Below are 26,429 nucleotides of genomic sequence, written 5' to 3'. Positions count from 1 at the left end.
TTCCCAATCCTAGAACGGAAGAACCTGGTCGAGAACCTGCTGGCCGTAGGGGGGTTGCTGGACCTCGGTGATACGGCCGCGTCCGCCGTAGGAAATGCGCGCTTCGGCGATGCGTTCGTAGGGGATCGTGTTCTCGGCGCCGATGTCGGCCGGCCGTACGATGCCGGCGATGGTCAGCACCCTGAGTTCGGCGTTGACACGCACTTCCTGCGAGCCTGTGATCATCAGATTGCCATTGGGCAGAACGTCGGTGACGATGGCCGCCACGTTGAGCTCCAATGTCTCGGATCGCTTTATCTCACCATCGGCGGTCGTGTCGGTTTGGGAATTCAGCGCTCCAGCGCCTTTGCCGGCAGTGCTGCCGATCTTGTCCCATTGGGCGCTGATATCGAAGCCGAGCTTGCGGTTGGCGGTACGGCTCCGGTCGTTCTGGTTCTTGAAGTTGGCGCGGTCGTTGATCTTGATCCTGACGGTCAGGATGTCGCCCTGAGACAGTGCCCGTGGATCGGTGAACAGCCGGCTCTGGCGATCGTCCCACAGCGAGAATTTCTTGACCGGCGCGCGCGGCGTCTCGGGATATTTGTAAAGGGACCCGGTATCGCCGCCGTCTATGCCGGAGCCGACCGGAGAGAGGGCCGGTTCCTTGCCGACTTCCTTGAGATTGGTGCCGCAGCCGGACAACGCAGCCACCGCGAACAGGATGAGCGTTCTGCGGATCATGACGGATCTACCCTTCGGGCTGCGCTGGCCATGATGCCGGTGAGCGTCGCCGCCGCCTTCTGGTCCATTTCATTGAGGATGACGCCAGCCTTGCGCGAATCGAGCTTCATCAGGATGGCCGCGGCCAGGTCGGCGTTGACGATTGCCAAGCGCTCGGCCGCGGCATCGGGCTTCATGCCGGCATAGATCTTGACGACGCCGTCCTCTGCCCGGGCCAGGAAGACCTCGCGCCGCTTCAGCCAGGTCTCGTATTCGGCCTTCTTTTCGTCCAGAGCCTTCATGCGCTCGTCGATACCGGCCTGGAGCTGCTTCAGCTCCTCGGCCTGCAAGGCATAGCGGCGGTCACGGGCGGCATCGGCTATGTTTGAGCAAAAGCGCTCGATCTCGCTTTGGTCCGGTGCCTTCTGCCGTGTCAATTGCTGGGGTGCCGCCGCAGGCTGCGCCCCTGGCAGAACCTGCCGAACGGCATCCTCGCCGTGCGCTCCGCCGCCGGAAACGGACATGGCCGCGAGAGCCGCGGCCGCGAATAGGATGGCGCGGGAGCGAGGTCTTTCATGGGATGAGAGGAAGAGGATCATCGGCATCGCCTATTGAAGAACCAGATCGGCTTGCAGGGCGCCGGCCGACTTGATGCCTTGCAGGATGGCAATGATGCCGTCCGGCTTGACGCCGAGCCGGTTGAGGCCGGAGACGAGGGTCTGCAGGTCCGGCCCGTCCAGCACGGCGACACGGGCGTCTGGCCGGCTGGCGTCGATGGCGGTGAACGGCTCGACCGCGGTTTCGCCCTTGGAGAAGGGTTCGGGCTGCACGACGCGCGGCGCTTCCGTGATGCGCACGGTCAGCGTGCCGTGGCTGATGGCGACGCGCGAAATCTTGACGTCGTTGCCGATGACGATGGTGCCGGTGCGCTCGTCGATGACAACGCGAGCCGGCGTGTCGGACTCGACCACCAGATTCTCGATCTCGGCGTAGAAGCGCGCCGCCGAAACATTCTTCGGCCGCCTGATCTGCACGGTTCGCGAATCGCGCTCGCCCGCCACGCGCATGCCGAAGCGCTGGCTGGTGTAGTCGTTGATTGCGTCGGCGATGCGGATGGCGGTCGAAAAATCGGGATTGCGCAATTGCAGCGTGAGGATCGCCTGGTCGTCGAACTCGGCTTTCACCGAACGCTCGACGATGGCGCCGTTCGGCACCCGGCCGGCGGTCGGCACGCCTTGCGTCAATTGCTCGGCCTGCCCTTGGGCGGTAAAGCCCGAAACGATGACCGCGCCCTGGCCGACGGCGTAGATCTCGCCGTCCGCCGCTTTCAGCGGCGTCATGATCAGCGTGCCGCCGGCAAGCGAGATCGCGTCGCCCATCGAGGAGACGTCAATGTCGATGCGCGCGCCCGACTGCACATAGGGCGGCATGTTGGCGGTGACGATGACGGCGGCGACGTTCTTGGCGCGTGCGCTGCCGCCTTCGGTGGCGATGCCGAGGTTTTCGAGCATGGCGCGGATCGACTGTTCGGTGAACGGTGAATTGCGCAGGCTATCGCCCGATCCGGCAAGCCCGATGACCAGGCCGTAACCGACGAGCTGGTTGTCGCGCGAACTCTGCAGCTGGGCGATGTCCTTGATGCGCGAGGCGACCTGGCCAGGCGGCAGCGAGCTTGGCCCGGGCGAAACGCGGAACATGCGAGTGGTGGTGGCCGGATCATATTCGGGATCGTCGTAGACGCCGCCATTCCTGGCCGCGAGTTCGCGCTTGGCCTTGGGCGTCAGGCCGTCAGCCAGCGCCGGCTGCAGGCCGAGCAAGGCCGCCAGCAGAAGGGCAAGCGGACGCATCATGAAGCGCTGACCTGGATGGTTCCGTCGGCCATCACCGTGCCGGAGAGGATCTTGCCGCTGTCGCTGTTGCGAACCTTGATGAGGTCGCCGGCGGAACCTGGCTGCAATGTCACGGCGGTGGCCGATATCGTCAGGCCGCCCGAGATGAAGAAGACCTGCACGGCAGCGCCCTGTTCGACCAGCCAGGCATCGCGAATGGCCGTCGAAGGAATATAGCGGCCGGGCAGCAGCGTGCGCTTGGCGACCTTGCCCTGGAGTTCCTCGGTCAGCGTCGCCATCGCCTCGGGCTTGTGCTTGCCCGGGATCAGGGTCACCTGTTTCAGGGCGGTGAGCTGGATGGTCTCGCCGGGATAGATGACCCGGTTGGGGATCAGCACGACCTCGCCGACGGCTTGATTGCTGGCGATCTGAGTGGCCGATTGACCTGTCGATTCCTGGGCGAAAGCCGGCATGCCGCCGGTCACCAGCGCAAGGACGAGCGCGGTGTGGCGGAATGCGGAGCAGGAGATCGGCATGGCCATCGTTACCTGATGTTCTTGGAGACGACGGAGGCCATGTCGTCGGCGGCCTGAATGACCTTGGAGTTCATCTCATAGGCGCGCTGCGCCGAGATCAGCTCGGTGATTTCCTTGACCGGATCGACGTTGGAGGCTTCGAGGTAGCCCTGCTGGATGGTGGCGAAGCCAGGGTCGCCGGGGACGCCGACATTGGCCGGGCCGGAGGCGGTCGTTTCCTGGAACAGGTTGTCGCCGAGCGGGGCGAGGCCCGCCTCGTTGGCGAAGTTCGCGATCTGAAGCTGGCCGAGGTTCTGCAGGTCGGTCTGGCCATCGATGCGGGCGAAGACCTGGCCGGTCTTGTTGACGATGACCTCGACGGCGTCGACAGGCACGTTGATGGCCGGAATGACACTGGCTCCGTCCACGGTCACCAACTGGCCGGTGGCGTTGGTGTTGAAGGCACCGGCGCGGCTGTAGAGCGTGCCGCCATCGGCGCCCTCGATCTGGAACCAGCCCCGGCCGGTGAGCGCCATGTCGAAACTGTTGCCGGTGCTGGTCAGTTCGCCCTGGGTGTGGACGTTGCGTACGGCCGTCGTCTTGACGCCGAGGCCGATCGAGACGCCTTCCGGCACCAGCGAGGCGTTCGAGCGGTTGGGCACGCCTTGCGTGCGGTCGACCTGGTAGAGCAGGTCGGAGAATTCGGCGCGTGCCCGCTTGTAGCCGGTGGTGTTGATGTTGGCGATGTTGTTGGCGATGACTTCCAGATTCGTCTGCTGGGCATTCATGCCGGTGGCGGCGATGGCGAGTGCTTTCATGGCCTGTTCCTCAGATGCCCATACGACTAACTTCGAGATAGGCCGAAACGACCTTGTCGCGGATGGCGACGGCGGTCTGGAGCGCCTGCTGCGCACTCATCACGGCATCGACGACCTGGCGGGTATCGGCGTCGCCCTTGAGTGCCTGCATCGACACCTGCTCGGCATTCTGCATGGTGCTGACGGTCTTGGAGGCGGCCTGGCTCAGCGCCTCGGCGAAGGAGGTGCCAAGGTTGCCGGACGCCGCGGGCGCAACGCCGCCTTGAAGCAGGTCAGTCGTAGTGTCGCCCAGACCAGGCTTCAGGTTAAGCGCGCCGATGCCGTTCACGATCATTGGTTCCTCATCAGGTCGATGGTCATAGAAATGAGGTCGCGCGCCTGCTTCACGACTTGCAGGTTGGCCTCGTAGGAGCGGTTGGCCTCGGTCATGTCGGCCATTTCGATCAGCACGTTGACATTGGGCATCTTGACGTAGCCCTTCTCATCGGCGGCTTCGTTGCCGGGCTGGAATTCGACGGGAAAGTCGCTCGGGTCGCGGTCGATCGAGTTCACTTCGACGGTCGAGCTGCCCGAGGCCCGGTCGAGTTCGGAAACGAAGCTGATGGTCTTGCGACGATACGGGTCGGACCCGGGCGTGGTGCCGGTCGACTGGGCATTGGCGAGGTTTTCAGAAACAACGCGCAGGCGTTCGGACTGGGCGCCAAGGCCGGATGCTGCGACTTTCAGGGCTGCGGTCAGCGCGTCCATGATCAGCTCTTAACCGCCATCATCATCATCGAGTGGAACGCCTTGACGATGGCCGTGTTGAGCTCGAAGGAACGGCGCACCTCGCCGGCCTTGAGAAGCTGGTCCTCGAGCACCACCGAATTCTTGGAGGGCATGACAACACCGTCGTCTTCCTGCGGCTTGATGGCGAAGCCGGCGTTGGTGGCAGCGCTGGCAAGATGGCCGGCCTGGGTGGCCTGCAGCGACACGGCAGCACGGTCGAGCACCTTTTCGAACGGCTCGACATCGTTTGCCGTGTAACCCGGCGTGTTGGCGTTGGCGATGTTGCCGGCGACCGCCGACTGGCGCACGGCCAGCCACTGCGCTTGCTTAGCGGCGAGATCGAAAAGGGAAACGGGCTCCATGGGAATCTCCGGGCAGATGCCCCAGAGACTAGGCCGCCAGTCTTGCGCGGACCTTGCGGACGACCGCTAAAGCGCGTCGCGTCGAAACGGATTCATGCGATGCGCATTAGGTCTTTGTTTTTATGCATGTCGTTCTCAGGGCAAACCGCATCGGCTCTACCTGGAAAGCTCGATCACCTGGTTGGTGCTGGTGAGCATGACCCATTTGCCGTTGCGCTGTTCGATCGCCGACACCTTGCTGGAATCGGGCAATTTCGAGCCGCGCTGGACGAGCCACAGGCCGGTGTCGTCCTCGATCATGGCGCGGCCGTTGGCGACGTGGACCATACGGAATTTCGCGACGTCGGCAGGAAAGGGCTGATCGCCGGGCGGCGATGCCGGCCTTGAATCGTCCTGCACCGTTGCCGTGGCAAACAGGTCGAGACTGGCGTTGGGAACGTCCTTCGCCGTCAGCGGAGCGCTGCGTTCGGCGACCACGCCGCCACCCTCGCGCCCCGAATTGGTGCCGGTGCCGCCGAACTTGATCGCCTGGACGCCGAACTGGTCCTGATTGAAGAAGATGTACCAGGGAAACAGGGCGCAGGTGAGACCCAGCGCAATGCCGAGCGCGGCAATGACGACATCGCTTCGCCGGTCGGGCTTCTTGCCCACCCTGGGAAATTGCGCCTTTGGCGGCTGGGGCCACTCGGTGACGCGGAACAGGTCGTCGATCAGCAAGTTGCGGCTGGCCTGCGCCATCTCGGCAGCCTCTACATGAGGAACCTCGTGAAGGGTGGGTCCGACAACCCTGGGCACGATAGGCTCGGCTCTGCCGGCCCTGGGCAGGATCGGCTTGACAGCCCTGGCCAGAACAGCCTCGGCCTTGGCGGCTATGGCACGAGCGGCTTTTGCCTTGGCCGCATTCGTTTCCCGTGTCCTGGCTTCCTCCGCGGCGTTCGCCTCGGCGATCATCTCGCGCAGGACGCGCTCGGTGTACTGTCGTTCACTCTCCTGGTTCGGCATTCTGCTTTCCCTTGAGATGACGGGCAAGGTCGGAGAACGGATCGGTCGAAGGACGGTCCCTGGGCGATTGCGTCAGCGCCTCGTAGATCAGCGGCACCTGGCGCACGGCAATGTCGAGTTCGGCATCGACACCACCCTGATAGGCGCCGAGCAGGCGAATGTCGCGTGTGTCCTCGAAGCGCGAGATCATCGACTTCAGCCGGGTCACCAGGGCGCGTTGCTCGAGGCTCCACGCCTTGCCAGCCAGACGCGATATGGACGACAGCGGATTGACCGGCGGATAGCGGCCCTGTTCGGCGATCGCGCGGTCGAGCACGACATGGCCGTCGAGGATGCCGCGCACGGAATCGGCGATTGGGTCGTTGTGATCGTCGCCATCGACCAACACGGAAATGATGGCGGTGATCGAGCCTTTTCCCTCGGCTCCTGGCCCGGCTCGCTCAAGCAGCTTCGGCAGTTCGGTGAAAACCGAGGCGGGGTATCCGCGGGCGACCGGCGGCTCGCCGGTTCCCGTAGCCACTTCGCGCAACGCATGGGCGAAGCGGGTGATCGAATCCAGCACCAGGAGCACGCGGTGGCCCTGGTCGCGAAAATGCTCCGCGACCCGCATGGCGGTGTCGGGTGCGCGACGGCGCATCATGGCGCTCTCGTCGCTGGTGGCGACCACGGCCACGGTCTTGGCCATGCTGTCGCCGATCGTGTCCTCGAGGAATTCGCGGACCTCGCGGCCGCGTTCGCCGATCAGCGCCACGACGACGGTGTCGAAAGCGTCGGCACCGGCGAGCATGGCAAGCAGCGTCGACTTGCCGACACCGGAGCCGGCAAAGACGCCGAGGCGCTGGCCCAGGCACAGCGGCGTGAAGATGTCGATGACCTTGACGCCGGTCATGAACGCCGTGCCGACCCGCTGCCGGGCCATGGCGCCGGGCGTGGTGGCGTTGGCCGCCATGTCGTCACCCCTGACGAGCGGCGGGCCTCCGTCGATCGCCCGGGTCAGCGCATCGATGGTGCGGCCGCGCCACGAGCCGTGCGGAGCCACGGCGAGCGGGCCGCGGCGGAAGACGGCATCGCCGATACCGGCATCGGCACTGCGTTCGAAGGGGGCTACGACAACCTCGTCGCGGCTGATCTTGACGATCTCGCCGCGGCGCGCGCCGGCCAGGCCACGCTGCTCGACGATATCGCCCAACCGAGCGAAATCGGAAAGGCCGCGCACCTTGTAGTGCGTGGGCGTGACTTCGGTGACGAGGCCGCCGCGCTTGACCAGCCCGTCGGGGCCGCTGAAGCGGCGCCATACACGCTCGAGTGCAGCGAGACGGTCTTCCGGCGCCGGCTGCAGCTGTCTCTCGGGTGCGCGAATGGATGGCTGTTGGAGCGACATGCTACTTCGAGCCGAGCGTCTTGATCGCCTCGTCGGTGGAGGATTCCGTCTGCCGCATCAGGGCCGCGGTGTTTTCGAAGGCGCGCTGGACCATGATCAGCCGCGTCATCTCCAGCACCGGATTGACGTTGGACTCCTCGACGAAGCCCTGGGCGATGCCGACATCGGAGCGATCGGTGACCGGTTCGGGCGTGCGTGCCGGCACGATGCCCGAATTGCCATAGCGCACGAAGTTTACGCCCGGATCGAAATTGTAGAGGCCGATCGAGCCGACAAGCTGGTCGTTCTGGCGCAGCGAGCCGTCGGCCCCTGCCTTGGGCGGGCCGTTGCGCGGGTCGAGCTGGATCGGCGCGCCGCCGGCATCGAGCACCGGATGGCCCTCGATCGACATCAGCTCGCCATTCTCGTTCATGGAAAACCGGCCGTCGCGGGTCATAACAGGGCCGGCGGGCGTGTCGATGGCGAACCAGGCGTCGCCCTGGATGGCGAAATCGAACGGGTTGCCGGTCTCGGTCAAGGGGCCGTGGGCGCCGGAAAGATAGGTCTTGCCGGACGAAGCGAAGGAGACCGACTTCTGCCCGGTGCCGGACACCACGTCCTCGAATTTCACGCCCGTGGCGCGAAACCCGACAGTGTTGGCGTTGGCGACATTGTCGGCGATCGTGTCGAGCCGGCGCTCGAGCGCCATTTGCGCGGAAAGAGCGACGTAGAGACTGTCCCGCATGGTCAGAACTTCAGTTTCTGCATGGCCATCATCAGGTCGGTGGAGATGCCCGACGTGACCGGCTTGGCGAAGAGCACGCTGATCGACGACACCGCGGTCGAGGTCGGGTTGTTGATCTCGTACATGCTGGTGAAGCGGGTCAGGAACTTGGTGAGCTTCGCGGGGTCGGTGAAATCCGTGAGGTCGAGCTTCTGCTCGAACAACTGCGCCTGCTTGTCGATATCGGCGGTGGCAAAGGAATCGGGCAGGCCGAGCGCGGTGCGCACGACGCTGGCAAGAGCGGTGTCGGCCAGCACGTCGTACCAGCTGGTTATGTCAGGCGCCTTGCGTTGGAAATAAAGCGCCAGCCGCACGCCCTGATTGGTTTGGCCGGCATCCTCTTCGAGCGTCTGGCGCAGATACTTGTCGACGGTCGGCTGCTGCGCGGGATTGATGGTGGTGGCGTTCTCGCCATTGGCTTCGAAATTGAAGGCCAGAGCCAGTCCCGCGTAAGCTGGGTTCGTCTGCTTGTTGGCGACGCTGTCAGGGTCGCTCACCTTGCTTTGCAGAACCTGCTTGATCAGGTCCTTGTCCTCGGTCGCGGAGTCTAGACCATATGCAGCCAGCGCGTAGGTGTAGAGCCGGCTGTTCGACATCAGATCGTCGACGGACTTCACCTTGGTGATGTTGGCGAGATAATAGGTCGTCTCGCCCTTCACATAGTCGGAATTCGGATCGAGACCGGCGATCTGCGCCTGCGTGGCGTAGTTCTTCGTCACCAGCTGCTGCGCCTTGTTGTAGATCGTCGCATCGGCGCCGTTGGCGGCAAAATTAAATGCGCTGACGAACTGGGCGTAGCGCTTGTCGGTCAGCTTGTTGGCGAAACTGTCGGGATCGGTAACGCCTTCCTTGAGCGCCTTGACCATGAACGCCTTGGCGTAGTCCATGTCTTCAAGCCCGTAGGCCTTCATGGCATATTTGAACAACCGATCGTTCTTGACGAAATCGTCGATCGATTTCACCTTGGTGATGTTGGCGAGATAATATTGCGTATCGCGATCGACCGTCGGCTGTTTCTCGATCCGGTCGATCGACTTCGAGATGTCTCTGGTGATCAACTGGTAGCTGGTAAAGGTATTGAGCAAGGACGCGCCTCCGGCCGAAGCAATGCCAGCACAATAGCGCCACTTCCTTGCGCGAAACTGAATCGCCTCAATTCGGTTCCATGGCGGCTCCGATTCAAGCCTCACACAAGGCACGGGGACTATCCCTTGCACCTGATGTGAAATGCGGAAGGACCTGTCGTGGGCATTCTGATTGGACTGGTGGTAACGCTCGGCTGCGTCCTCGGCGGCTTCATGGCCATGGGCGGGCATCTGCACGTGCTGGTGCAGCCGTGGGAAGCCGTGGTCATCTGCGGCGCTGCACTGGGCACCTTCCTGGTCGCCAATCCGATGAAGACGGTCAAGGATACCGGCAGGGGTATTCTCGAAGCCTTCAAGCAGGCGGTGCCGAAGGAACAGGATTACCTGGAGACGCTCGGTGTGCTGCACAGCCTGATGCGAGAGCTGCGCTCGAAATCGCGCAGCGAGGTCGAGGCGCATATCGACAATCCGGAAGAATCGGCGATCTTCCAGGCCTTTCCGACCGTGCTCAAGAACCACGATTTGATGGCCTTCATCTGCGACTACTGCCGCATCATCATCATCGGCAATGCCCGCTCGCATGAGATCGAGGCGCTGATGGACGAGGAAATCCAGACCATCAAGTCCGACAAGATGAAGGCCTATCACGCGCTGGTCGCAGTCGGCGACGGCCTGCCGGCGCTGGGCATCGTTGCTGCTGTGCTTGGCGTGGTCAAGGCGATGGGCGCGCTCGACCAGTCGCCGGAAATCCTCGGCGGCCTGATCGGCGCCGCCCTGGTCGGCACCTTCCTCGGCATCTTCCTGTCCTATGCGGTGGTCGGGCCCGTCGCCACCAAGATCAAGACGGTGCGCGAGAAGAAGAACCGCCTCTACATCATCGTCAAGCAGACGCTGCTCGCCTATATGAACGGCGCCCTGCCGCAGGTGGCGATCGAGTTCGGCCGCAAGACCATCTCCTCCTACGAGCGGCCGACCATCGACGCCGTCGAGCAGAGCACGATGAACACCGGCGCCGCCGAGAAGAAGGCCGCCTGAGCGATGCACGACAGATCGGTGCCCACACGGTCATGACCAGTCCAGGCAGCCCCGCGCAAGCGCGCTCGCTGATCATAGAGCGTCTGGTCGGTGACAGCGGCGAGGCCGATCAGGTCATCGACGCCGGCCGTGCCATGGCCGAACGCGCCGTGCCGCTGCTGCAGAAGGGGCTGTCGAGCGGGCTTGGCGTCCCCGTCATCGTCGATCTCAAGTCGGTCGAGGTCAGCCGCGTTACCGAGGCGCGCTCGCGCGCCGGCGACAATTTCGCCATGACCGTGGTCGGCTCACCGGCTTCGTCGGACGCGATGACACTCGTCATCGACGCAGCCGCGATCGCGATCATGGTCTCCACGTTGTTTGGCGGCGACCCGGACATGCCGGTGTCGCCGATCGAGCGCGACCTGTCGCCGCTCGAGGCCGATGTCTCGACCATGGTTTTCCAGGAGGTAGCGCAGGCGCTGAACGGATCGGGGCAGCGCTCGCTCGAACTGCGACTGCCGGCCCCGCGGGCCATGTCCGGCATCGAGGCCAGGCGGCATGTTTTGCGCGACGGCGCGGCAATTCGCATCGTCCTTGGCATCTCGACGCCGGTCGACAGTGGCAGCATCACGGTAACGATGCCGCAGCGTATCGTGCTGGCCGGCCGCGACGGTATCGCCAGCGCCAGCGAGGCCGATCCCGGCACCAGTTGGCGCGCACGCTTTTCTGAAGAGGTGATGCGCTCGACGGTGGCGCTCGAAGCCGCCATGCCGCTGGCGCGGCTGACGCTCGGCGACCTTGCGAGGCTGGAAGTGGGCCAGGTCATCGATTTCGAGGAAACGGCGCAATCGCGGGCTCGCCTCAGCGCGCGCGGCCAGACGCTGTTCGTATGCGAGTTCGGCAAACTGGGACAGAATTACACCGTCCGGATCAGGCATCCCTTCGATGCCGGGCAGGACTTTATCGACGGGTTGATGCCGGCTGGCGCCGGGCGCGCCTGAGCATTTGGAGACGATACATGGCCAAGACCAAGGCAGAACCAGACCTCGACCAGCCGGACGAGCAGCTCGACCGCGCCATCGAGGAATTGCGCGGGGTCCTGCATGAAGAGGAACAGCGCCCCGACGCAGCCTTCCGGGCCGCGGCAGGAGCCAATTCCAGCGTCATCATGAACATCCCCGTCGATGTCCAGATCATTCTCGGCAGCACCGAGATGGCTGTGTCCGACCTGATGGCGTTGCAGAAAGGGTCGACGGTCGCGCTCAACCGCCGCATCGGCGAACCGGTCGACGTCGTCGTCAACGGCCGCAAGATCGCGCGTGGCGAGATCACGGTGCTGGAAAGCGATCCCTCGCGCTTCGGCATCAGGCTGACCGAAATCATCGCCGGTACGAAGGGCGCCTAGACATGGTTTGCGGGGCTTGCCGGTGGCAGCGGAGGCGAGAGGCAATATGACGACGCCGGCAACCTTGACGCGCGCGCAGAAGGCGGCCGCCATCCTGGTGGCGATGGGCAAGCCGTCGGCCAGCCGTCTCCTGAAATTCTTCAAGCAGGAGGAGCTGAAGGCGCTGATCGAGGGTGCGCGGCTGCTCAGGACCATTCCACAGAGCGATCTCGAGCGCATCGTCGCCGAATTCGAGGCCGAATTCACCGAGGGCGCGGGCTTGCTCGATTCCGCCGACAGGATGGACACGATCCTCAATGAATCGCTCTCGCCCGAAGAGATGAGCGCGATCATGGGCGACAAGAAATTCGAGGTCGCTCCGGAAGGCCCACCACCGATCTGGCCGGAGCTCGAGAAGCTCGAGCCGGCGCGGCTGGGCACGTTCCTGGCCGGCGAACATCCGCAGACAGCGGCCATGGTGCTGTCGAAGCTGGCGCCGCAGACGGCGGCGGGGGTGCTTTTGACCCTGACCAAGCCGATGCGTGGCGAAATCATCAAGCGCATGGTGACCATGGCCAATGTTCCGGATGCCGCGGCCAGGATTGTCGAGAACCGGCTGCGCACCAGCGTGCTGGCAGAGACCTCGACCAAGGATACGTCGGTGGGGCAGGCACGCGTCGCCAGCGTGCTCAATGAACTGGACAAGCCGCTGCTCGAGGAGGTCATGCAGGATCTGGAAGCCGCCGGTACGCCTGATCTCGACGGCGTGCGCGCGCGACTGTTCGCTTTCGACGACCTGCCGCTGCTTACGCAGAAGGCACGCGTGCTGCTGTTCGACGGACTGTCGACCGAACTTGTCACGCTGGCGTTGCGCGGCACGTCCGCGGCGCTCGCCGAGGCGGTGCTGTCGGCGATCGGCGCACGGTCGCGACGCATGATCGAAGCCGAACTCGGGGAGGGGTCGGAAGGCATCCCCGCCGCCGACATCACGGCGGCACGCAAAACCATCGTGACGGCGACCATCCGCCTGTCGCGCGAAGGCGCGTTCGAACTTCCTTCGACGCAGGACGCCGCCTAAGGCATGTCCGACGCCGTCGACAAGGATTCGAAAACCGAGGAGGCGACGGAAAAGAAGATCCGCGACACCATCGAACAGGGCAAGCTGCCCCATTCGAGGGAAACCGCGCTTCTCGCCTCCTTCGTCGCCATACTGGTGTTCACCGTCTTCTATGCCAAGGATGCCATCATCGACCTAGGCATGTTCCTGGCGACGTTTCTCGAGAAGCCGGAAGCCTGGCCGATGGACACCGAGACCGATGTCATCGCGCTCTACAAACTCGTCATGCTGGAAGTGGGACGCGCCCTCGTCAGCCTGCTGGTGCTGTTGACCGTCGCCGGCATCGGCGCCTCGGTGCTGCAGAACATGCCGCAAATCGTCGGCGAGCGCATCAGGCCGCAGTTTTCGCGCATCTCGATCGTCAAGGGCTGGAACCGCATGTTCGGCGTTCAGGGCTGGGTCGAGTTCCTGAAATCCCTGGGAAAGGTGGGCTTCGCCATTGCCGTGCTCTCCTTCACGCTGTCGGAAGATCACCGCAAGCTGCTTGCCGGGATGATCACAAATCCCGTTGCCTTCGGCCTCGTCATCCGCGGCATCGCGGTCGACATATTGGTGGCGATCGTCTTCGTCATGGGCCTGATCGCGGCGATCGACATCGTCTGGTCGCGCTTCCACTGGAAGCAGGACCTGCGCATGAGCAAGCAGGAGGTCAAGGACGAGTTCAAGCAGTCCGAGGGCGACCCGATCGTCAAGTCGCGGCTGCGCTCGCTGGCACGCGACCGCGCGCGCAAGCGGATGATGACAGCGGTGCCGCGCGCGACGCTGATCATCGCCAACCCGACCCACTTCTCGATCGCGCTGAAATATGTGCGCGACGAGGATTCGGCGCCGCTCGTCGTGGCCAAGGGACAGGATCTGGTGGCGCTGAAAATCCGCGAGATCGCCAGGGAACACAACATCCCGATCTTCGAGGACGTGGCGCTCGCCCGCTCCATGTACAAGCAAGTTTCGGTCGATAATGTGATCCCGTCGCAATTCTACCAGGCCGTCGCCGAACTGGTGCGGATCGTCTACTCGAAAAAGGCTGAGCGCAGACAGATTTCATGAACCGCCAACCGCACGCAAAATCCCGCGAGATCATCGTCGCCAGCGCCATCGAGCAAGTGGTGGGCGAACTGAGGCTGATCGATGTCGCCGACTACATCGCCTTCATCCGGCTGGAGCATTTTGCCTGCCTGTCGGACCTGATCGATTCAGCGGCGGAGCTGTTCTTCATGCCCGGCACGCTCAGGCTCGGCCATGGCGGCGAGGCGCATGTCGACTGGAGCGGCAGCCCGCGCATCGTGCTCGACCTGGAACTGCGGCCACCCGGGGCGACGGTCTATTTCCAGCTGACACTGAGCGAGAACGGCAACTCGGTCGTGGTCAACTACGTGTCGTTCGAGAAGCCGGGCGAAGATCCCGAGCACAATACGGCCTTGCTCGAGACCGTGATCGAAGAGGCGCGTATCCGCAGGGTCGAGCCGCTCGCCTTCTGATACCTACTTGAACCTCAACAGACCTCGACCGCTCTGATCGTTTCACTACTCGATCAAACCGAGCCGCAGCGCCTTGGCCACCGCCTGGTTGCGGTTGACGGCGTTGAGCTTCTGCGTCGACTGGGTCAGGTACTGGTTGGCGGTGTGCACCGACAGTTTCAGCAGCCGCGCGATCTCTTCGCTGGTGTTGCCGTTGGCGGTCAGCTTCAGGCATTCGAGTTCGCGCTTGGAGATGGCGCGCATCCTGCCGGCATCGCTGGGGCGGATCCGGGCGACAGCGGCGAACAGCGAAAAACAGCGGGCATGGATTTCGTAGAGCGTATCCTGGGGGAGGGCGATCTCCGATCCGAGGAAGACGACGAGACCGCACTGGCCGCGATCGGCATGGACGGGTAGGGCGATACCACCGGTGCCGGGCGCCAGCGGCGCCATCTGCTCGGTCCACGCGAGTTTGCCGAACATCTCAGCCATCGCCGCGACGCCGTCATCCGTCCACCAGCGCGGCTCCGTCGAGTTGCGGGTATGGCGCACGATCTCCTCGCCATTGGCGCCTGAGATGAACTTCGTCGCCACCGCGATGCCGGGATAGTCGGAATCGAAACACGGGACCAGCCGTGCCCGCTCCGGTGACGGGCTGACGAAGAACAGGCCGAAGGCCGAGGCGTTGATGTCGACCGATATCCAGCGGCAGCGGCGCACGGCATCGGGAATGGTGACCGCGTGATGCGTTTCGGAGCCGAGCGAGAAGGCGCCGAACGGGTTGCGCTGCTCGTTGAAAAGGGCTTCGGCTGCTTCCTTGATGTCGGCGTTTTTCAAATGATGCCACTCCTGATCGCCGTGGCGATGGCCATCGCGCGGTTGCTGGCGGCGAACTTCTGGATGGCGTGGGTGATGTAGCTGTTGACGGTGTTGGACGAGACGCCAAGGATGACGGCGACCTCATCGGTGGTCTTGCCCTCCGAAACCCAGAACAGGCATTCGCGCTCGCGGTCCGACAGCGGATCCTGCATGGCGGCGGCGGCGATCAACTGCGGAATGTGCGAGAGCGCATAGCAGCACTTCAGTTGCGCCTTCATCAGCGCCGGCTGGTCGATCTTGCCGGCACTTGCCGCCGAGAACAGGGCGAACAGGCGCTGACGACCGACATTCAGCCGCAGCGAATAGATCTCGGCATGGCCCAGTACGTCGAGCAGGCGCGCCTCTTCGCCGGAGACCAGTCCATCCGCATCCGGCGCCTGCGCCGCCACCAGCGGTCTTGGACGGATACCGGGCGCAACGGTGAGAGCACCCTGGGCAAGGCCGGCGATCAGCCGCTTGCCGATCAATTCGATGGCGTCGAATATCCAGTTCGAGGAGACGATGCGCGCGTCGTTGCGGTCCTGGTCATGGACGATGGCGACCAGCATGTAGCTGTCAGCGCCGATCTCGGCGGTCAATTCCATGAAAAAGCTGGTGAGATCACCGCGCGACGTCAGGCGCGAGCCTAATGTGTCGGATTGAAGAAGCGCGGCGGGACTGCTCATCTGTTGCTTTTGGCCGGAATCGATTCTGATGTCCGGATGCTGGAGAGCCAGCCGCCGAACCCGAAAACGCGTTACTTTTACGAGACACACACGAGGCGCGGGGCCGCGCCCAATCAGACGGAATCCATTCAGGGAACGCGAAGCCGTCCGCGTCTGGCGCCGGAAAATTTCCGGAACGTGAGACTTTGGGTGGTCGCCGCGCCCCCCGAGGACCGGCTGATTCGGGTCTAATCTACCCGCAGATGAATCCGACATCAAACGCGATTTGACAAAATCGAATCTGATGGACTCGAGGTGCGACTCAGGAGGCGATTTTCGTAGCCTTCGAGGCGTGAAAATGTCGGGACTGCGCAAGCCGGCCATATCGGCGGCCCGCCCGTTGCGATAGATTCGAAATGCCGAAGGGGTGGGCATCTCCGGCAATCGAGCCTGTAGACGGCATGTTTGACGAAGTCGTCGGGGCAGTCGTACGCAGGCTCATGGCATGGTCCGGTTTCGGGGGAAACAATGAGCGATTCATTTCGGGAAGTTACATCCGTCTCGTGGTTCGGGCGGATCAAGCGCGCTGTCGGCGGGGTCATATTCGGCCTGCTTCTGGTCGTGCTGATGGTGATCGGGCTGTTCTGGAACGAAGGCCGCGCGGTGCAGACGGCGCGCTCGCTGGCCGAGGGCGCCGGCGCCGTCGTCTCGGCCGGTGCCGACAGTGTCGACGCCGCCAATGACGGCAAACTGGTGCATGTCAGCGGGCCGGTGACAGCCGATAGCGGGCTGTCGGATCCGGATTTCGGGATCGCTGCGCAAGGCCTGCGCCTGTCGCGCAGCGTCGAGATGTATCAGTGGAAGGAGGACTCCAAATCCGAGACCACCAAGAAGCTCGGCGGCGGCGAGGAGACGGAGACGACCTACAGCTATTCGAAGGTGTGGGACGACAGCCAGATCGACTCGTCGGATTTCAAGAAGCCTGATGGCCATCAGAATCCGCCGATGGCGATCCACAGCCGGACCTTCCAGATTCCGGAAGGCAAGCTCGTCGCCTTCGATCTCGATGCGCCGGTGCTGGATCGCATCGAGGGCGACAAGGATCTTTCGCTATCGCCAAGCCAATCGGCCGCGATAAAGGCCGCCTACACCGGTACGAAGCCGCTCAGCATCGTCGACGGCAGGATCTATCTCGGTACCGACAACACAACGCCGGCGCTCGGCGATTACCGCATCGGCTACGAGCTTGCGCCGCTCGGCGTGGTGAGCATTGTCGCGCGCCAGGCCGGCAGCCGGTTCGAGTCCTACCAGACCGAGGCAGGCGATGCGCTGCTGATGGTCGATATGGGCCAGGTACCGGCCGACAAGATGTTCGCCGAGGCGGTCAGCGCCAACACGCTGATCACCTGGCTGCTGCGTGCCGCTGGCCTGCTGCTCTTGACGATCGGCTTTGCCCTGTTCCTCAGCCCGATTGGCGTGATCCTCGACGTCATCCCGTTCCTCGGCAGCATGGCGCGGATGGGAACCGGCATCATCGCCTTCTTCCTGGCGATCCTGGTCGGCACGACGACAATCGCGATTGCCTGGTTCTGGTATCGGCCGGTTCTGGCGGTTGGCATCCTGGCCGCCGGCGTCATCGCTGCGGCGACGGTCTATTATCTCGGCCGGTCACGCAAGCCAGTGGCGCCGATGGCCGCGCCAAGCACTGGCACCGCGGCGTAGCCTGCAAAAAGGGCGGCCGCGCCGCCCTTTTCTTTCGTGCCTGTCGCTGTGCTTGCGAGAAGGCTACCGATCTTCGAAACCGGTCAGCACGCCCACGGCGTTTATGCCGATCTCCTCGACGGCATAGCCGCCTTCCATGACGAACAGCGTCGGCAGGCCGAGCTTGGCGATGCGGCGGCCGATCTTGGGATAGTCGGGGCTGGTCAGCTTGAACTGGCTGATCGGGTCCTTCTCGAAGGTGTCGACGCCGAGCGAGACGATGACGATGTCGGGCGCGTAGGCGGCGAGCCTGGCGCAGGCGTCCTCCAGCGAGGCGTTCCAGACGTCCCAGCCTGTGCCGAAGGGCATCGGATAATTGATGTTGAAGCCTTCGCCCGCGCCGGCGCCACGCTCGTCGGCATGGCCGAGGAAGAACGGATACTCGACCATCGGGTCGCCATGCAGATTGAGAACCTGCACGTCGGCGCGGTCATAGAAGATCTCCTGCGTGCCGTTGCCGTGGTGATAGTCGACATCCAGGATCGAGATGCGCTTGGCACCCTGATCGCGGAACCACTGCGCCGCGACGGCGGCGTTGTTGATGTAGCAATAGCCGCCCATGAAGCCGGCGCCGGCATGATGGCCGGGCGGACGGCAGAGCGCGAAGGCGGACCTTTCGCCGGCCTTGACCAGGCCGGCGGCGGTGAGCGCCACGTCATAGGATGACTTGATCGCCGCCCATGTGCCTTCGACGAAGGTGGCGCCGGCATCGAAGGAATAGTAGCCGAGCAGCGCGTCGACGCGCTTCGGCGGCACGTCGCCGCGCAGGCCGCGCGTCGGCCAGGTGAAGGGCATGGCCGTGCCCTCGTGACCTGAGGCCACCCATTGCGGCCACACCGTCGGCAGGAAGTCGACATAGTCCGATTTGTGAATGCGTTTGGCGGCGGCAAGATCGTGCTCGAGCGGCAGGACGATTGGACCGAGCTTCTCGCTTTCGACCCGCGCCTTGATGAATTCGGCGCGCGAGGGCTTTTCAAAACCCGGCACGATCGCCGATGTGACCAGTTCCATCTGGCCGGCATGACCGGCATGAAGCGGCGAATAGACAGTCTTCATAAAATTCCTCTCGAAATGCGAAATCAGTCAAGGTTGAGATAGGGGGTCACCAAAGCGAGCCACATTCTTTCCACATCGTCCTCGATGAGGTCGTATGTCTTGCGATCTCTTTTCAGCCCCACGAGCCGGCAGGCGTGCCCGACGTCCATCATCAGCACGCCGAGCCGGCTGGCGATCTCGTCTTCAAGGGCTGGATTCACATGCTGCAGCCATGCGGCGTACAGCGCGATGATCTGCTCGTCATATTCGTCCTGGATCGGCCTGAGGTCGGCGTTGCCGGAAATGGCCTCGATCACCGGCATCAGGGTGGCGTTGTCGCGATAGAGCGTGGACGTGTCGATGAAGAGCTTGCGCACTTCCTGGCGAAACTCGTCGCGGTTGGTGGGCGGCACGACCTCGATGCGCCTCGCGATCACCTCGGGAAAGGAGGACAGCCAGCGCCGGGCGAGGTCCAGGAGAATGGCTTCCTTGTTGGGAAAGTATTGGTAGACCGAACCGACCGACAGGCCGGCGCGCCGGGCAATGGCGAGCGTCGTCGGCGCCTTGGTTCCCTGCTCCCGCGTCAAGACCAGCGCCGCGTCGAGAATCCGGTCGACCACCTTGCTCGACCGCTGTTGCCGCGGCTGCTTGCGCGGTTCGAGCGCCCTCCTGGTTTCGCGGCTGAGACTGCGCTTCACTGCTCGATGTCCTCGTTCCCTGCCGGGTCTCAATACGGGTGCAGGTGCTGTCCAATACATTCGAAATTCGGTACGTTGACAAACGCGAATAATTAGTCGCATTCTTTTATCCACGCTGTTTTCAGGGATCACAAGGGGAATTTCCAGAGACAGCGCACTGGCATCATTTTTCGTCCGATAGCGCCGCTGCGGTGACGTGGCAGCTTGTCGGACAAGAGGATTGCCGGTCTCAGTCAGTCGTCAAAAGCGCGGAGTCGCGATGTCTGTCACAGATGCGGGTCACAATGCGGATCTGATCGTCATCAATGGTCATATGCTGACCATGGACGATGACAATCCCACCGCCGAGGCCGTTGCCGTCAAGGACGGCACCATCGCCGCCATCGGCAGCCGTGCCTCCATCGAAGAGCTTAAAGGTCCGGCCACAAAGGTGATCGACGCCAAGGGCGGCTCGGTGATCCCGGGCTTCATCGAAGCCCACATGCATCTGTTCTCCGGCGGAGCTGAGCTCGCGCATCTTCAGCTTGGCGGCGTCCATGGCTTCGAGGCGTTGCAAAAGGCGATCCGCGATTATGCGCCGACCCGGCCCAATGCCGCGATGCTGGTCGGGCAGGGCGTCGACTACACCGTGCTTGGAAGCGAGCGGGTGACGCGCCACCATCTCGATCAAATCCTGCCGGACCGGCCCTTCTGCATGGCCGCGCCCGACCATCACACGATGTGGGCCAACACCAGGGCGCTGGAGATGGCCGGCATCCTGCACGGCCGCACGCTTGGTCCGGGCAACGAGATCGTCATGGGTGACGATGGGCTGGCGGCGGGCGAATTGCGCGAGGGCGAGGCCTTCGGTCCGGTGCTCGACCTTGCCGGCGAGAGCCGGGTGCGGCTGGGGCTGGCGACAGGCGGCGAGCCGGACCCGATGCCGTCGGCTGAAGAACGCGCCGCCGACCGCGACATCATGCGGCGCGGGCTTGCCTGGTGCGCGCGCCACGGCATCACCTCGATCCAGAACATGGACGGCAATCTCTACCAGCTTGAGCTGCTGGCCGAGATCGAGGCCGCGGAAGGCTTGCCCTGCCGCGTCCAGATCCCGTTCCACTACAAGAATTTCATGACGCTCGACATGCTCGACAAGGCGTCCGTGATGACCGAGCGCTACAACAGCGAGTGGCTGTCCTCGGGCATGGTCAAGGTGTTCTACGATGGCGTGCTCGATTCCTGGACGGCGGTGATGGTCGAGCCTTATGCCGATCGCACCGACTGGGTCGGCGAGCCGCTGTTCACGCCGCAGCAGTTCATCGATCTGGCGGTTGCCGTCGACAGACGTGGACTGCAGATCGCCGTGCACTCGATCGGCGACGGCGCCGTCCGCGCCGTGCTCGACGGCTACGAGGCGGCGCAAAAGGCCAATGGCAAGCGCGACAGCCGGCATCGCGTCGAACATATCGAGGTCACGACCACATCGGACGTGCCGCGCTTCGCCGAACTCGGTGTCATCGCTTCCATGCAGCCGCCGCATCCGCCCGGCGCCATGGATTTTCCGCTGGAGCCGACCGTGTCGCGCATCGGGCCGGCCCGTTGGCCGCTGAGCTATGCCTGGCGGACCTTGAAGAATGCAGGCGCGCATGTCGTGTTCGCATCGGACTGGCCGGTGTCGCCGATCGATCCGATCCTGGGTATTCAGGCGGCAGTGATGCGCAAACCATGGGCAGAAAGCGACCCGGACCAGAGCTTCTCGCTGCATGAATCGCTCACCGCGTACACGGTGGAGGGTGCCTATGCGGAGTTCGCCGAGCACCGCAAGGGTATGCTGAAACCAGGCTATATGGCCGATCTGGTGGTTTTGTCCGATGATATCGAGAGGACCGCGCCGGCCGAACTGCACAGACTGCGGCCGGTGACGACGATCTGCGGCGGCAAGGTCACCTACCAGGCCTGACAATGGCATGCGGCTTGCTAGCCGGATGAATGACTACTGAACTGTGATTCAATGCCGGACTTGCCAACCTACCGGCCGTGTGGTCACATCCAACAGGGGAAAAACCTCGCCAGCAAGAGCGGGGTCAACAGTGAGGCGTATCGTGCCGGAAAAACCGGATCGGAATGCAATTGAAGTCGTAAACGTCAGTAAAATTTTCGGATCAGGGGAAGGGCAGGTCGCTGCCCTCGATACGGTCTCGGTGACCATCCGCGAAAACGAGTTCTTCACGCTGCTGGGACCATCCGGCTGCGGCAAGACCACGCTGCTGCGGCTGATCGCCGGCTTCGATTTTCCAACCGCCGGCGAGATCCTGCTTTACGGCCAGGACATCGCACCGTTGCCGCCCTTCAAGCGGCCGGTCAACACCGTCTTCCAGTCCTACGCGCTGTTTCCGCACATGACGGTGGCCGACAATATCGGCTTCGGCCTGGAAATGCTGGGTAAGCCCAAGGCCGAGATCAAGGCGCGCGTCGCCGAGATGCTGAAGCTGGTCAAGATGGAAGCGCTGGCGGGCCGGCGCACCAGCCAGATCTCCGGCGGCCAGCAGCAGCGCGTGGCCCTGGCCCGGGCGCTGGCGCCGCAGCCCAAAGTGCTGTTGCTCGACGAACCGCTGTCCGCACTCGACTACAAGCTGCGCAAGGAAATGCAGATCGAGCTGAAGCGGCTGCAGCACGAGACCGGCATCACCTTCATCTTCGTCACCCACGACCAGGAAGAAGCGCTGACGATGTCGGACCGCATCGCGGTGATGTCGTCGGGCAAGATCCTGCAGGTCGGCTCGCCCTGGGACATCTACGACAAGCCGGCGGAACGCTTCGTCGCCGACTTCATCGGCGAAACCAACTTCCTCACCGCAGCGATATCGGGCATCGGCAACGGAAGGGCGCGCGCGACGCTCAAATCCGGCACGGCCATCGAGGCGACCATTGCCGAAGGCTTCCAGCCAAAGGACAACGCCACCGTGGTGGTGAGGCCCGAGCATGCCAAGCTGACGAAGGACAAGGGCGACCTCGCGGGCACGGTCGAAAACATCGTCTATTTCGGCACCGATACGCATATCCATGTCCAGCTCGACAGCGGCGAGGCTTTCACCGTGCGCCAGCAGAACACGCGCAGCGCCGGCTGCGGTTTCGAACGCGGCGACAAGGTCGGCATCATGATCGGCAACGACGCCGCGCAAGTGCTGAGGGACTGATGGCGACCGCGGAAGAAGTCGCCAAGGCAGCGGAGCGGCGCGATGTGCGTGACCGCTGGCTGTTGTCAGCACCGGCGCTGCTGGTCATTCTGTTTGCCGCGACCGGCCCGTTGCTGATCGTGCTTGTCTATTCGTTTCTGACGCCCGGCGCCTATGGCGACGTGAAATGGCAGTTCTCGTCCGACGCCTGGACATCGGTGCTGCTGGAGCGCGACATTTTCGACGACACGCTTTCGCTCGCTGCGGCGCATGTCACCATCCTCTGGCGTTCGGTCAAGCTTGCGGTGGTGACGACGCTCGCGACCTTGGCGCTCGGTTTCCCGACCGCCTATTTCATGGCGACGCGCAGCGAGAAGACGAGGGATCTCTGGCTGTTCCTGATCACCATCCCGTTCTGGACCAACCTCCTGATCCGTACCTTCGCCGTGCTGCAGATCATCCGCAACGAAGGCATCATCAACACGATCCTCTTGAAGCTCGGCATCGTCTCGGCGCCGATCCAGATCCTCTACACCGATACGGCGATCCTGGTCGGCATGGCCTATGTCTACCTGCCGCTGATGGTGCTGCCGATCTATGCCAGCATGGAGAAGCTCGATTTTCGTTTGGTCGAGGCGGGCTATGATCTCTACGCGACACGCTTCAAGGTGCTGCGCAAGATCATTTTCCCGCTGGTCAAACCCGGCGTCATCGCCGGCTCGATCCTGGTCTTCATCCCCGCGCTTGGCGCCTATGTGACGCCGAGCGTGCTTGGCGGCGGCAAGAACATGATGCTGTCCAACCTGATCGAACTGCAGTTCGGCCAGGGCCGCAACTGGCCGCTCGGCTCGGCGCTGTCGATCACGGTGATGATCATCGTCATGGTGGCGCTGCTTGCCTATGTGCGCAATGCCGGCAAGTCGGGAGTGCGTCATGGCTGACAACTTCTCCATCAAGCACCAGCCGGGATTCACGGCGATCGCCGCGACCTGCTTCGTCGTGCTCTATCTGCCCATCATCGTGCTGGTCATCTACGCCTTCAACGCGGCCAGCTCGACATCGGAATGGGGCGGTTTTTCGTTCAAGTGGTTCCAGTCGGCGTACCAGAACACGCAGGTCATCGATGCGACGCTGCGATCCTTCCAGATCGGTTCCATCGCGGCGGTGCTCTCGACCATCTTCGCCACCATGGCCGCGCTCGCCACCACGCGCACGGCATCCTATCCCGGCCTCACCTTCAAATACGCGGCGATCAACCAGCCGCTGATGGTGCCCGAGATCGTCACCGGCGTGGCGCTGCTGATCTTCTTCTCGCGCATCAAGATCTTCACTGGTTATTCGGGGATCGGCTATTTGGTCGCCGCGCATACGGCGTTCTGCATTCCCTTCGCCTACCTGCCGATCCGGGCGCGGCTGGAGAATATGGACCTGACGCTGGAACGTGCGGCCGCCGACCTCTACGCGACGCCGTGGAAGACCTTCCGCCGCATCACGCTGCCGCTTTTGTGGCCCGGCATCCTGGCCGGACTGATGCTGGCCTTCGTCATCTCTCTCGATGATGTCGTCATCACCGAGTTCGTCAAGTCGGGCGGCCAGGACACGTTGCCCACCTACATGCTCGGCCAGATCCGCCGCGGCATTACACCCGAGATCAACGCGATATCGACCGCTTTCCTGCTGCTTTCGGTCGCGATCGTCACGTTGTTTTTCTTCGTCAGCAGGAAACGAGACTGAAACCTGAAATGGGAGTTAGAACGATGAACTGGAAGACAACAGCGACCGCCATGGGGTTGGCGTTGCTAGCATCGACGGGGCTTGCCCGCGCCGAGGGCGTGCTCAACATCTACAATTGGGGCAACTACACCAGCCCCGACGTGATCAAGAAGTTCGAGGACAAATACAAGGTCAAGGTGACCATCACCGACTACGATTCCAACGACACCGCGCTTGCCAAGATTCGCCAGGGCGGCACCGGTTTCGACATCGCGGTTCCGTCGCAGACCTATGTGCCGATCTGGATCAAGGAAGGTCTCGTGCTGGAGACCGATCCGGGCAAGATGGAGAACTTCAAGAACGTGGCGCCGGAATGGGCCAATCCTGAATTCGACCCCGGCCGCAAATATTCCGTGCCGTGGGCCTGGGGCACGATCGGCGTCGTCGTCAACACCGATGCCTATAAGGGCCCAGCCGATACGTGGGGCATTGTCTTCAACACGCCGGACGAACTGAAGGGCAAGGTCAATGTCGTCCCGGAAATGGGCGACGTCATCTTCGCGGCGATCAAATATGTCGGCGGCCAGCAGTGCACCGATGACAAGGCGGTGCTGAAGAAGGTGCGTGACCTCCTGGTGGCGGCCAAGCCGAACTGGATCGCCATGGAATACAACACCATCGAAAAGATGGGCGCCGGCGACTTCAAGGCAACCAGTGACTGGAACGGCTCGGCGCTGCGCCAGCGGCTGGCCAACCCGGCCATCCACTACAATTATCCGAAGGAAGGCTTCGGCCTGTGGAGCGACAACGTCGTCGTCCTCAAGGAAGCCAAGAACGTCGAGAACGCCAAGCTGTTCCAGAACTTCATCATGGATCCGGAAAACGCGGCTGGCCTCTCGGCCTTCCATCGCTATGCCAACGCCATCACGGGCTCGGACAAGTACATGCCGGCCGACATGAAGGACGCGCCGGAAGTCGTCATTCCGGCCGACGCCAAGCCGAAAGGCGAATTCCAGAAGATGTGCCCGCCTGAAACGCAGGAACTCTACACTAAGATCTGGACCGAACTGCAGAAGTAATCGCTACGCGATGGGACCCGGCGGCACACGCCGCCGGGTCTTTTTTGTTCCGGGAATGGCTTTCATGGACTCCTATCGCAACAGCGATCCGCGGCCGCCGATCATGCAAGGCTCGCCGCCCGCCATGGTGCCGCCGAAGCTCGACTGGGACAGGCCGCCATGGAACCGCTGGGCGTTTCAGCACATCAGGGAAATTCTGCCGACCGCCGAAGTCTGGCGCGGCAATGGGCATCGCCACCGCCTCGAACGCGCCGAGGTCGATCTCGACGGGCTGCCGGTCGAGGGCAGCGAGGGCCAGCCTTCGACGCTCGCGGGGCTGCTCGACGAGACCTACACGGATGGCTTCCTGGTGCTCAAAAACGGCAGGGTCGCCTATGAGCGCTATCTCAACGGCATGGACGAGCGCACGCTGCATCTGTCGCAGTCGATGGCGAAGTCCGTCACCGGATCGGTGTTCGGCATATTGGCCGGCCGTGGCCTGATCGATCCAGCCAAGGCGGTGACCGATTACCTGCCAGAGCTGAAGGCAACGGGATGGGCCGGGGCCAGCATCCAGCATGTGCTCGACATGACCACGGGCGTGCGCTTCTCCGAGGAATACACCGACCGCTACTCCGACATCGGCCAGGTCGATGTCGCGACCGGCTGGAAGCCGGTGCCACCGGGCAGCGATCCGGACTTTCGCTGGCCTTCGCATATGTTCGACCTGATCCTGGGCTTGAAGGACACAATCCGACCGCACGGAACGAAATTCGAGTACCGCTCGATCGAGACCGACGTGCTCGCCTTTATCATGGAACGGGTGACGGGCAAGCGGCTGGCGCAGTTGGTCTCGGAAGAGCTCTGGCAAAAGCTCGGCGCTGACGAAAGCGCCTGCTTCACCGTCGACAGCGCCGGCTATGCGCTTGCCGATGGTGGCTTCAATGCAACGTTGCGCGACTATGGCCGCTTCGGCCAGATGATCCTCGGCAATGGCGGCGGCATCGTGCCGGCTGAATGGATCGAGACGACACGCAATGGCAGGCACGGCCCCGATTTCTCCGCCAGCCTGCCGGAAGGCAGCTACAGCAACCAGTTCTGGATCGAGGATCCCCGCTCGCGCGCGCTGATGTGCCGGGGCGTGTTCGGGCAGATGATCCACATCGACTGGAACACGGGAATGGTCGTGGTGAAGCTGTCGAGCTATCCGGATTTCAACAACCTCGCCTACTCCATGGCGACATTGAAGGCCGTGCATGCCATCGCCGCCGCGTTGAGCTGAGCCCCCCCTA

Annotated in this window: 29 protein-coding genes; 13 read left to right on the top strand and 16 right to left on the bottom strand. The window is 63.3% G+C overall.

Annotated elements, in window-relative coordinates:
• Window positions 1–9: 9 nt before the first annotated feature.
• From flgH to LB577_RS07600, 12 genes are all read right to left on the bottom strand, one after another.
• Complete coding sequence (gene flgH / locus LB577_RS07655) at window positions 10–720, bottom strand: flagellar basal body L-ring protein FlgH (RefSeq protein ID WP_023778466.1); 711 nt, start codon at window positions 718–720, stop codon at window positions 10–12.
• The gene (locus LB577_RS07650) at window positions 717–1,304 is read right to left on the bottom strand and encodes a MotE family protein (protein ID WP_224686226.1); all 588 of its coding nucleotides are present in this window, start codon (window positions 1,302–1,304) and stop codon (window positions 717–719) included. The genes flgH and LB577_RS07650 overlap by 4 nt, the downstream gene beginning before the upstream one ends.
• 3 nt (window positions 1,305–1,307) lie before the next feature.
• Window positions 1,308–2,549 carry a flagellar basal body P-ring protein FlgI gene (locus tag LB577_RS07645; RefSeq protein WP_411969220.1) on the bottom strand — a complete coding sequence of 414 codons (1,242 nt, stop codon included), beginning with the start codon at window positions 2,547–2,549 and terminating at the stop codon, window positions 1,308–1,310.
• Entirely contained in the window at window positions 2,546–3,070 is a 525-nt protein-coding gene (gene flgA / locus LB577_RS07640) for a flagellar basal body P-ring formation chaperone FlgA (protein WP_224686225.1), read from the bottom strand. The genes LB577_RS07645 and flgA overlap by 4 nt, the downstream gene beginning before the upstream one ends.
• Window positions 3,071–3,072: 2 nt before the next feature.
• Window positions 3,073–3,861 (bottom strand): flagellar basal-body rod protein FlgG, encoded by a 789-nt coding sequence (gene flgG, locus LB577_RS07635; RefSeq protein ID WP_013893214.1) that lies wholly within the window; start codon window positions 3,859–3,861, stop codon window positions 3,073–3,075.
• A 10-nt stretch (window positions 3,862–3,871) separates the two neighbouring features.
• Complete coding sequence (locus LB577_RS07630; RefSeq protein ID WP_224686224.1) at window positions 3,872–4,195, bottom strand: flagellar hook-basal body complex protein FliE; 324 nt, start codon at window positions 4,193–4,195, stop codon at window positions 3,872–3,874.
• Window positions 4,192–4,608, bottom strand: a complete 417-nt coding sequence (gene flgC / locus LB577_RS07625; RefSeq protein WP_013893216.1) for a flagellar basal body rod protein FlgC — start codon at window positions 4,606–4,608, stop codon at window positions 4,192–4,194. The genes LB577_RS07630 and flgC overlap by 4 nt, the downstream gene beginning before the upstream one ends.
• Before the next feature lie 2 nt (window positions 4,609–4,610).
• Window positions 4,611–4,991, bottom strand: coding sequence for a flagellar basal body rod protein FlgB (flgB, locus tag LB577_RS07620; protein ID WP_224686223.1), 381 nt, complete (start codon window positions 4,989–4,991; stop codon window positions 4,611–4,613).
• 156 nt (window positions 4,992–5,147) lie between these two features.
• Entirely contained in the window at window positions 5,148–5,993 is an 846-nt protein-coding gene (locus LB577_RS07615; protein WP_224686222.1) for a hypothetical protein, read from the bottom strand.
• Complete coding sequence (fliI, locus tag LB577_RS07610; protein ID WP_224686221.1) at window positions 5,974–7,374, bottom strand: flagellar protein export ATPase FliI; 1,401 nt, start codon at window positions 7,372–7,374, stop codon at window positions 5,974–5,976. The genes LB577_RS07615 and fliI overlap by 20 nt, the downstream gene beginning before the upstream one ends.
• Before the next feature lies 1 nt (window position 7,375).
• The gene (gene flgF / locus LB577_RS07605) at window positions 7,376–8,098 is read right to left on the bottom strand and encodes a flagellar basal-body rod protein FlgF (RefSeq protein WP_023778460.1); all 723 of its coding nucleotides are present in this window, start codon (window positions 8,096–8,098) and stop codon (window positions 7,376–7,378) included.
• 2 nt (window positions 8,099–8,100) lie between these two features.
• A complete protein-coding gene (locus LB577_RS07600) occupies window positions 8,101–9,222 on the bottom strand; it encodes a DUF1217 domain-containing protein (RefSeq protein WP_224686220.1) in 1,122 nt (373 codons plus the stop codon).
• A gap of 159 nt (window positions 9,223–9,381) precedes the next feature.
• Here LB577_RS07600 and motA point away from each other — a divergent pair, with 159 nt between their 5' ends.
• From motA to LB577_RS07570, 6 genes are read left to right on the top strand one after another with little or no spacing between them, the layout of a single operon-like run.
• On the top strand, window positions 9,382–10,257 hold the full coding sequence (motA, locus tag LB577_RS07595) for a flagellar motor stator protein MotA (protein WP_023765737.1): 876 nt from the start codon (window positions 9,382–9,384) through the stop codon (window positions 10,255–10,257).
• A gap of 32 nt (window positions 10,258–10,289) precedes the next feature.
• Window positions 10,290–11,237, top strand: a complete 948-nt coding sequence (locus tag LB577_RS07590) for a FliM/FliN family flagellar motor switch protein (protein WP_224686219.1) — start codon at window positions 10,290–10,292, stop codon at window positions 11,235–11,237.
• A gap of 17 nt (window positions 11,238–11,254) precedes the next feature.
• Window positions 11,255–11,641 carry a flagellar motor switch protein FliN gene (gene fliN / locus LB577_RS07585; protein WP_013893224.1) on the top strand — a complete coding sequence of 129 codons (387 nt, stop codon included), beginning with the start codon at window positions 11,255–11,257 and terminating at the stop codon, window positions 11,639–11,641.
• A gap of 46 nt (window positions 11,642–11,687) precedes the next feature.
• Window positions 11,688–12,698, top strand: coding sequence for a flagellar motor switch protein FliG (locus LB577_RS07580; protein ID WP_023778457.1), 1,011 nt, complete (start codon window positions 11,688–11,690; stop codon window positions 12,696–12,698).
• A gap of 3 nt (window positions 12,699–12,701) precedes the next feature.
• Window positions 12,702–13,784 carry a flagellar biosynthesis protein FlhB gene (gene flhB / locus LB577_RS07575; RefSeq protein ID WP_023778456.1) on the top strand — a complete coding sequence of 361 codons (1,083 nt, stop codon included), beginning with the start codon at window positions 12,702–12,704 and terminating at the stop codon, window positions 13,782–13,784.
• Window positions 13,781–14,215, top strand: coding sequence for a hypothetical protein (locus LB577_RS07570; protein WP_224686218.1), 435 nt, complete (start codon window positions 13,781–13,783; stop codon window positions 14,213–14,215). Before flhB ends, LB577_RS07570 begins: the two co-directional genes overlap by 4 nt.
• A 45-nt stretch (window positions 14,216–14,260) precedes the next feature.
• On the opposite strand, the gene LB577_RS07565 is transcribed toward LB577_RS07570, so the two are convergent.
• The gene (locus tag LB577_RS07565; protein ID WP_224686217.1) at window positions 14,261–15,031 is read right to left on the bottom strand and encodes a helix-turn-helix transcriptional regulator; all 771 of its coding nucleotides are present in this window, start codon (window positions 15,029–15,031) and stop codon (window positions 14,261–14,263) included.
• Window positions 15,028–15,738: a helix-turn-helix transcriptional regulator gene (locus LB577_RS07560; RefSeq protein ID WP_023765733.1), complete on the bottom strand. Its 711-nt coding sequence runs from the start codon at window positions 15,736–15,738 to the stop codon at window positions 15,028–15,030. Before LB577_RS07560 ends, LB577_RS07565 begins: the two co-directional genes overlap by 4 nt.
• Window positions 15,739–16,245: 507 nt before the next feature.
• On the opposite strand from LB577_RS07560, the gene LB577_RS07555 reads away from it, so the two are divergent.
• Window positions 16,246–17,439, top strand: coding sequence for a TMEM43 family protein (locus LB577_RS07555; RefSeq protein ID WP_224686216.1), 1,194 nt, complete (start codon window positions 16,246–16,248; stop codon window positions 17,437–17,439).
• 63 nt (window positions 17,440–17,502) lie between these two features.
• On the opposite strand, the gene LB577_RS07550 is transcribed toward LB577_RS07555, so the two are convergent.
• Entirely contained in the window at window positions 17,503–18,534 is a 1,032-nt protein-coding gene (locus LB577_RS07550; RefSeq protein WP_224686215.1) for a histone deacetylase family protein, read from the bottom strand.
• Between the two features lie 23 nt (window positions 18,535–18,557).
• Window positions 18,558–19,211: a TetR/AcrR family transcriptional regulator gene (locus tag LB577_RS07545; RefSeq protein ID WP_224686214.1), complete on the bottom strand. Its 654-nt coding sequence runs from the start codon at window positions 19,209–19,211 to the stop codon at window positions 18,558–18,560.
• Between the two features lie 259 nt (window positions 19,212–19,470).
• Here LB577_RS07545 and LB577_RS07540 point away from each other — a divergent pair, with 259 nt between their 5' ends.
• The 6 genes from LB577_RS07540 to LB577_RS07515 all read left to right on the top strand — a co-directional run bounded on the left by LB577_RS07540 (window position 19,471) and on the right by LB577_RS07515 (window position 26,419).
• Window positions 19,471–21,150, top strand: coding sequence for an amidohydrolase (locus tag LB577_RS07540; protein WP_224686213.1), 1,680 nt, complete (start codon window positions 19,471–19,473; stop codon window positions 21,148–21,150).
• 142 nt (window positions 21,151–21,292) lie between these two features.
• A complete protein-coding gene (locus LB577_RS07535; protein ID WP_224686345.1) occupies window positions 21,293–22,387 on the top strand; it encodes an ABC transporter ATP-binding protein in 1,095 nt (364 codons plus the stop codon).
• Window positions 22,387–23,307, top strand: a complete 921-nt coding sequence (locus LB577_RS07530; protein ID WP_023765727.1) for an ABC transporter permease — start codon at window positions 22,387–22,389, stop codon at window positions 23,305–23,307. Before LB577_RS07535 ends, LB577_RS07530 begins: the two co-directional genes overlap by 1 nt.
• Window positions 23,300–24,100 (top strand): ABC transporter permease, encoded by an 801-nt coding sequence (locus LB577_RS07525; RefSeq protein ID WP_023765726.1) that lies wholly within the window; start codon window positions 23,300–23,302, stop codon window positions 24,098–24,100. Before LB577_RS07530 ends, LB577_RS07525 begins: the two co-directional genes overlap by 8 nt.
• 23 nt (window positions 24,101–24,123) lie before the next feature.
• Complete coding sequence (locus LB577_RS07520) at window positions 24,124–25,158, top strand: extracellular solute-binding protein (protein WP_013893237.1); 1,035 nt, start codon at window positions 24,124–24,126, stop codon at window positions 25,156–25,158.
• Window positions 25,159–25,222: 64 nt separating this feature from the next.
• Window positions 25,223–26,419 carry a serine hydrolase domain-containing protein gene (locus LB577_RS07515; RefSeq protein WP_224686212.1) on the top strand — a complete coding sequence of 399 codons (1,197 nt, stop codon included), beginning with the start codon at window positions 25,223–25,225 and terminating at the stop codon, window positions 26,417–26,419.
• Window positions 26,420–26,429: the final 10 nt, after the last annotated feature.

Origin of the sequence: Mesorhizobium sp. B283B1A (assembly GCF_020165735.1) — a bacterium.
In the GTDB taxonomy this organism is placed as follows: domain Bacteria; phylum Pseudomonadota; class Alphaproteobacteria; order Rhizobiales; family Rhizobiaceae; genus Mesorhizobium; species Mesorhizobium opportunistum.
Note: the sequence above shows the minus strand (reverse complement) of the source record. Positions and strands in the feature narration are given on the sequence as shown.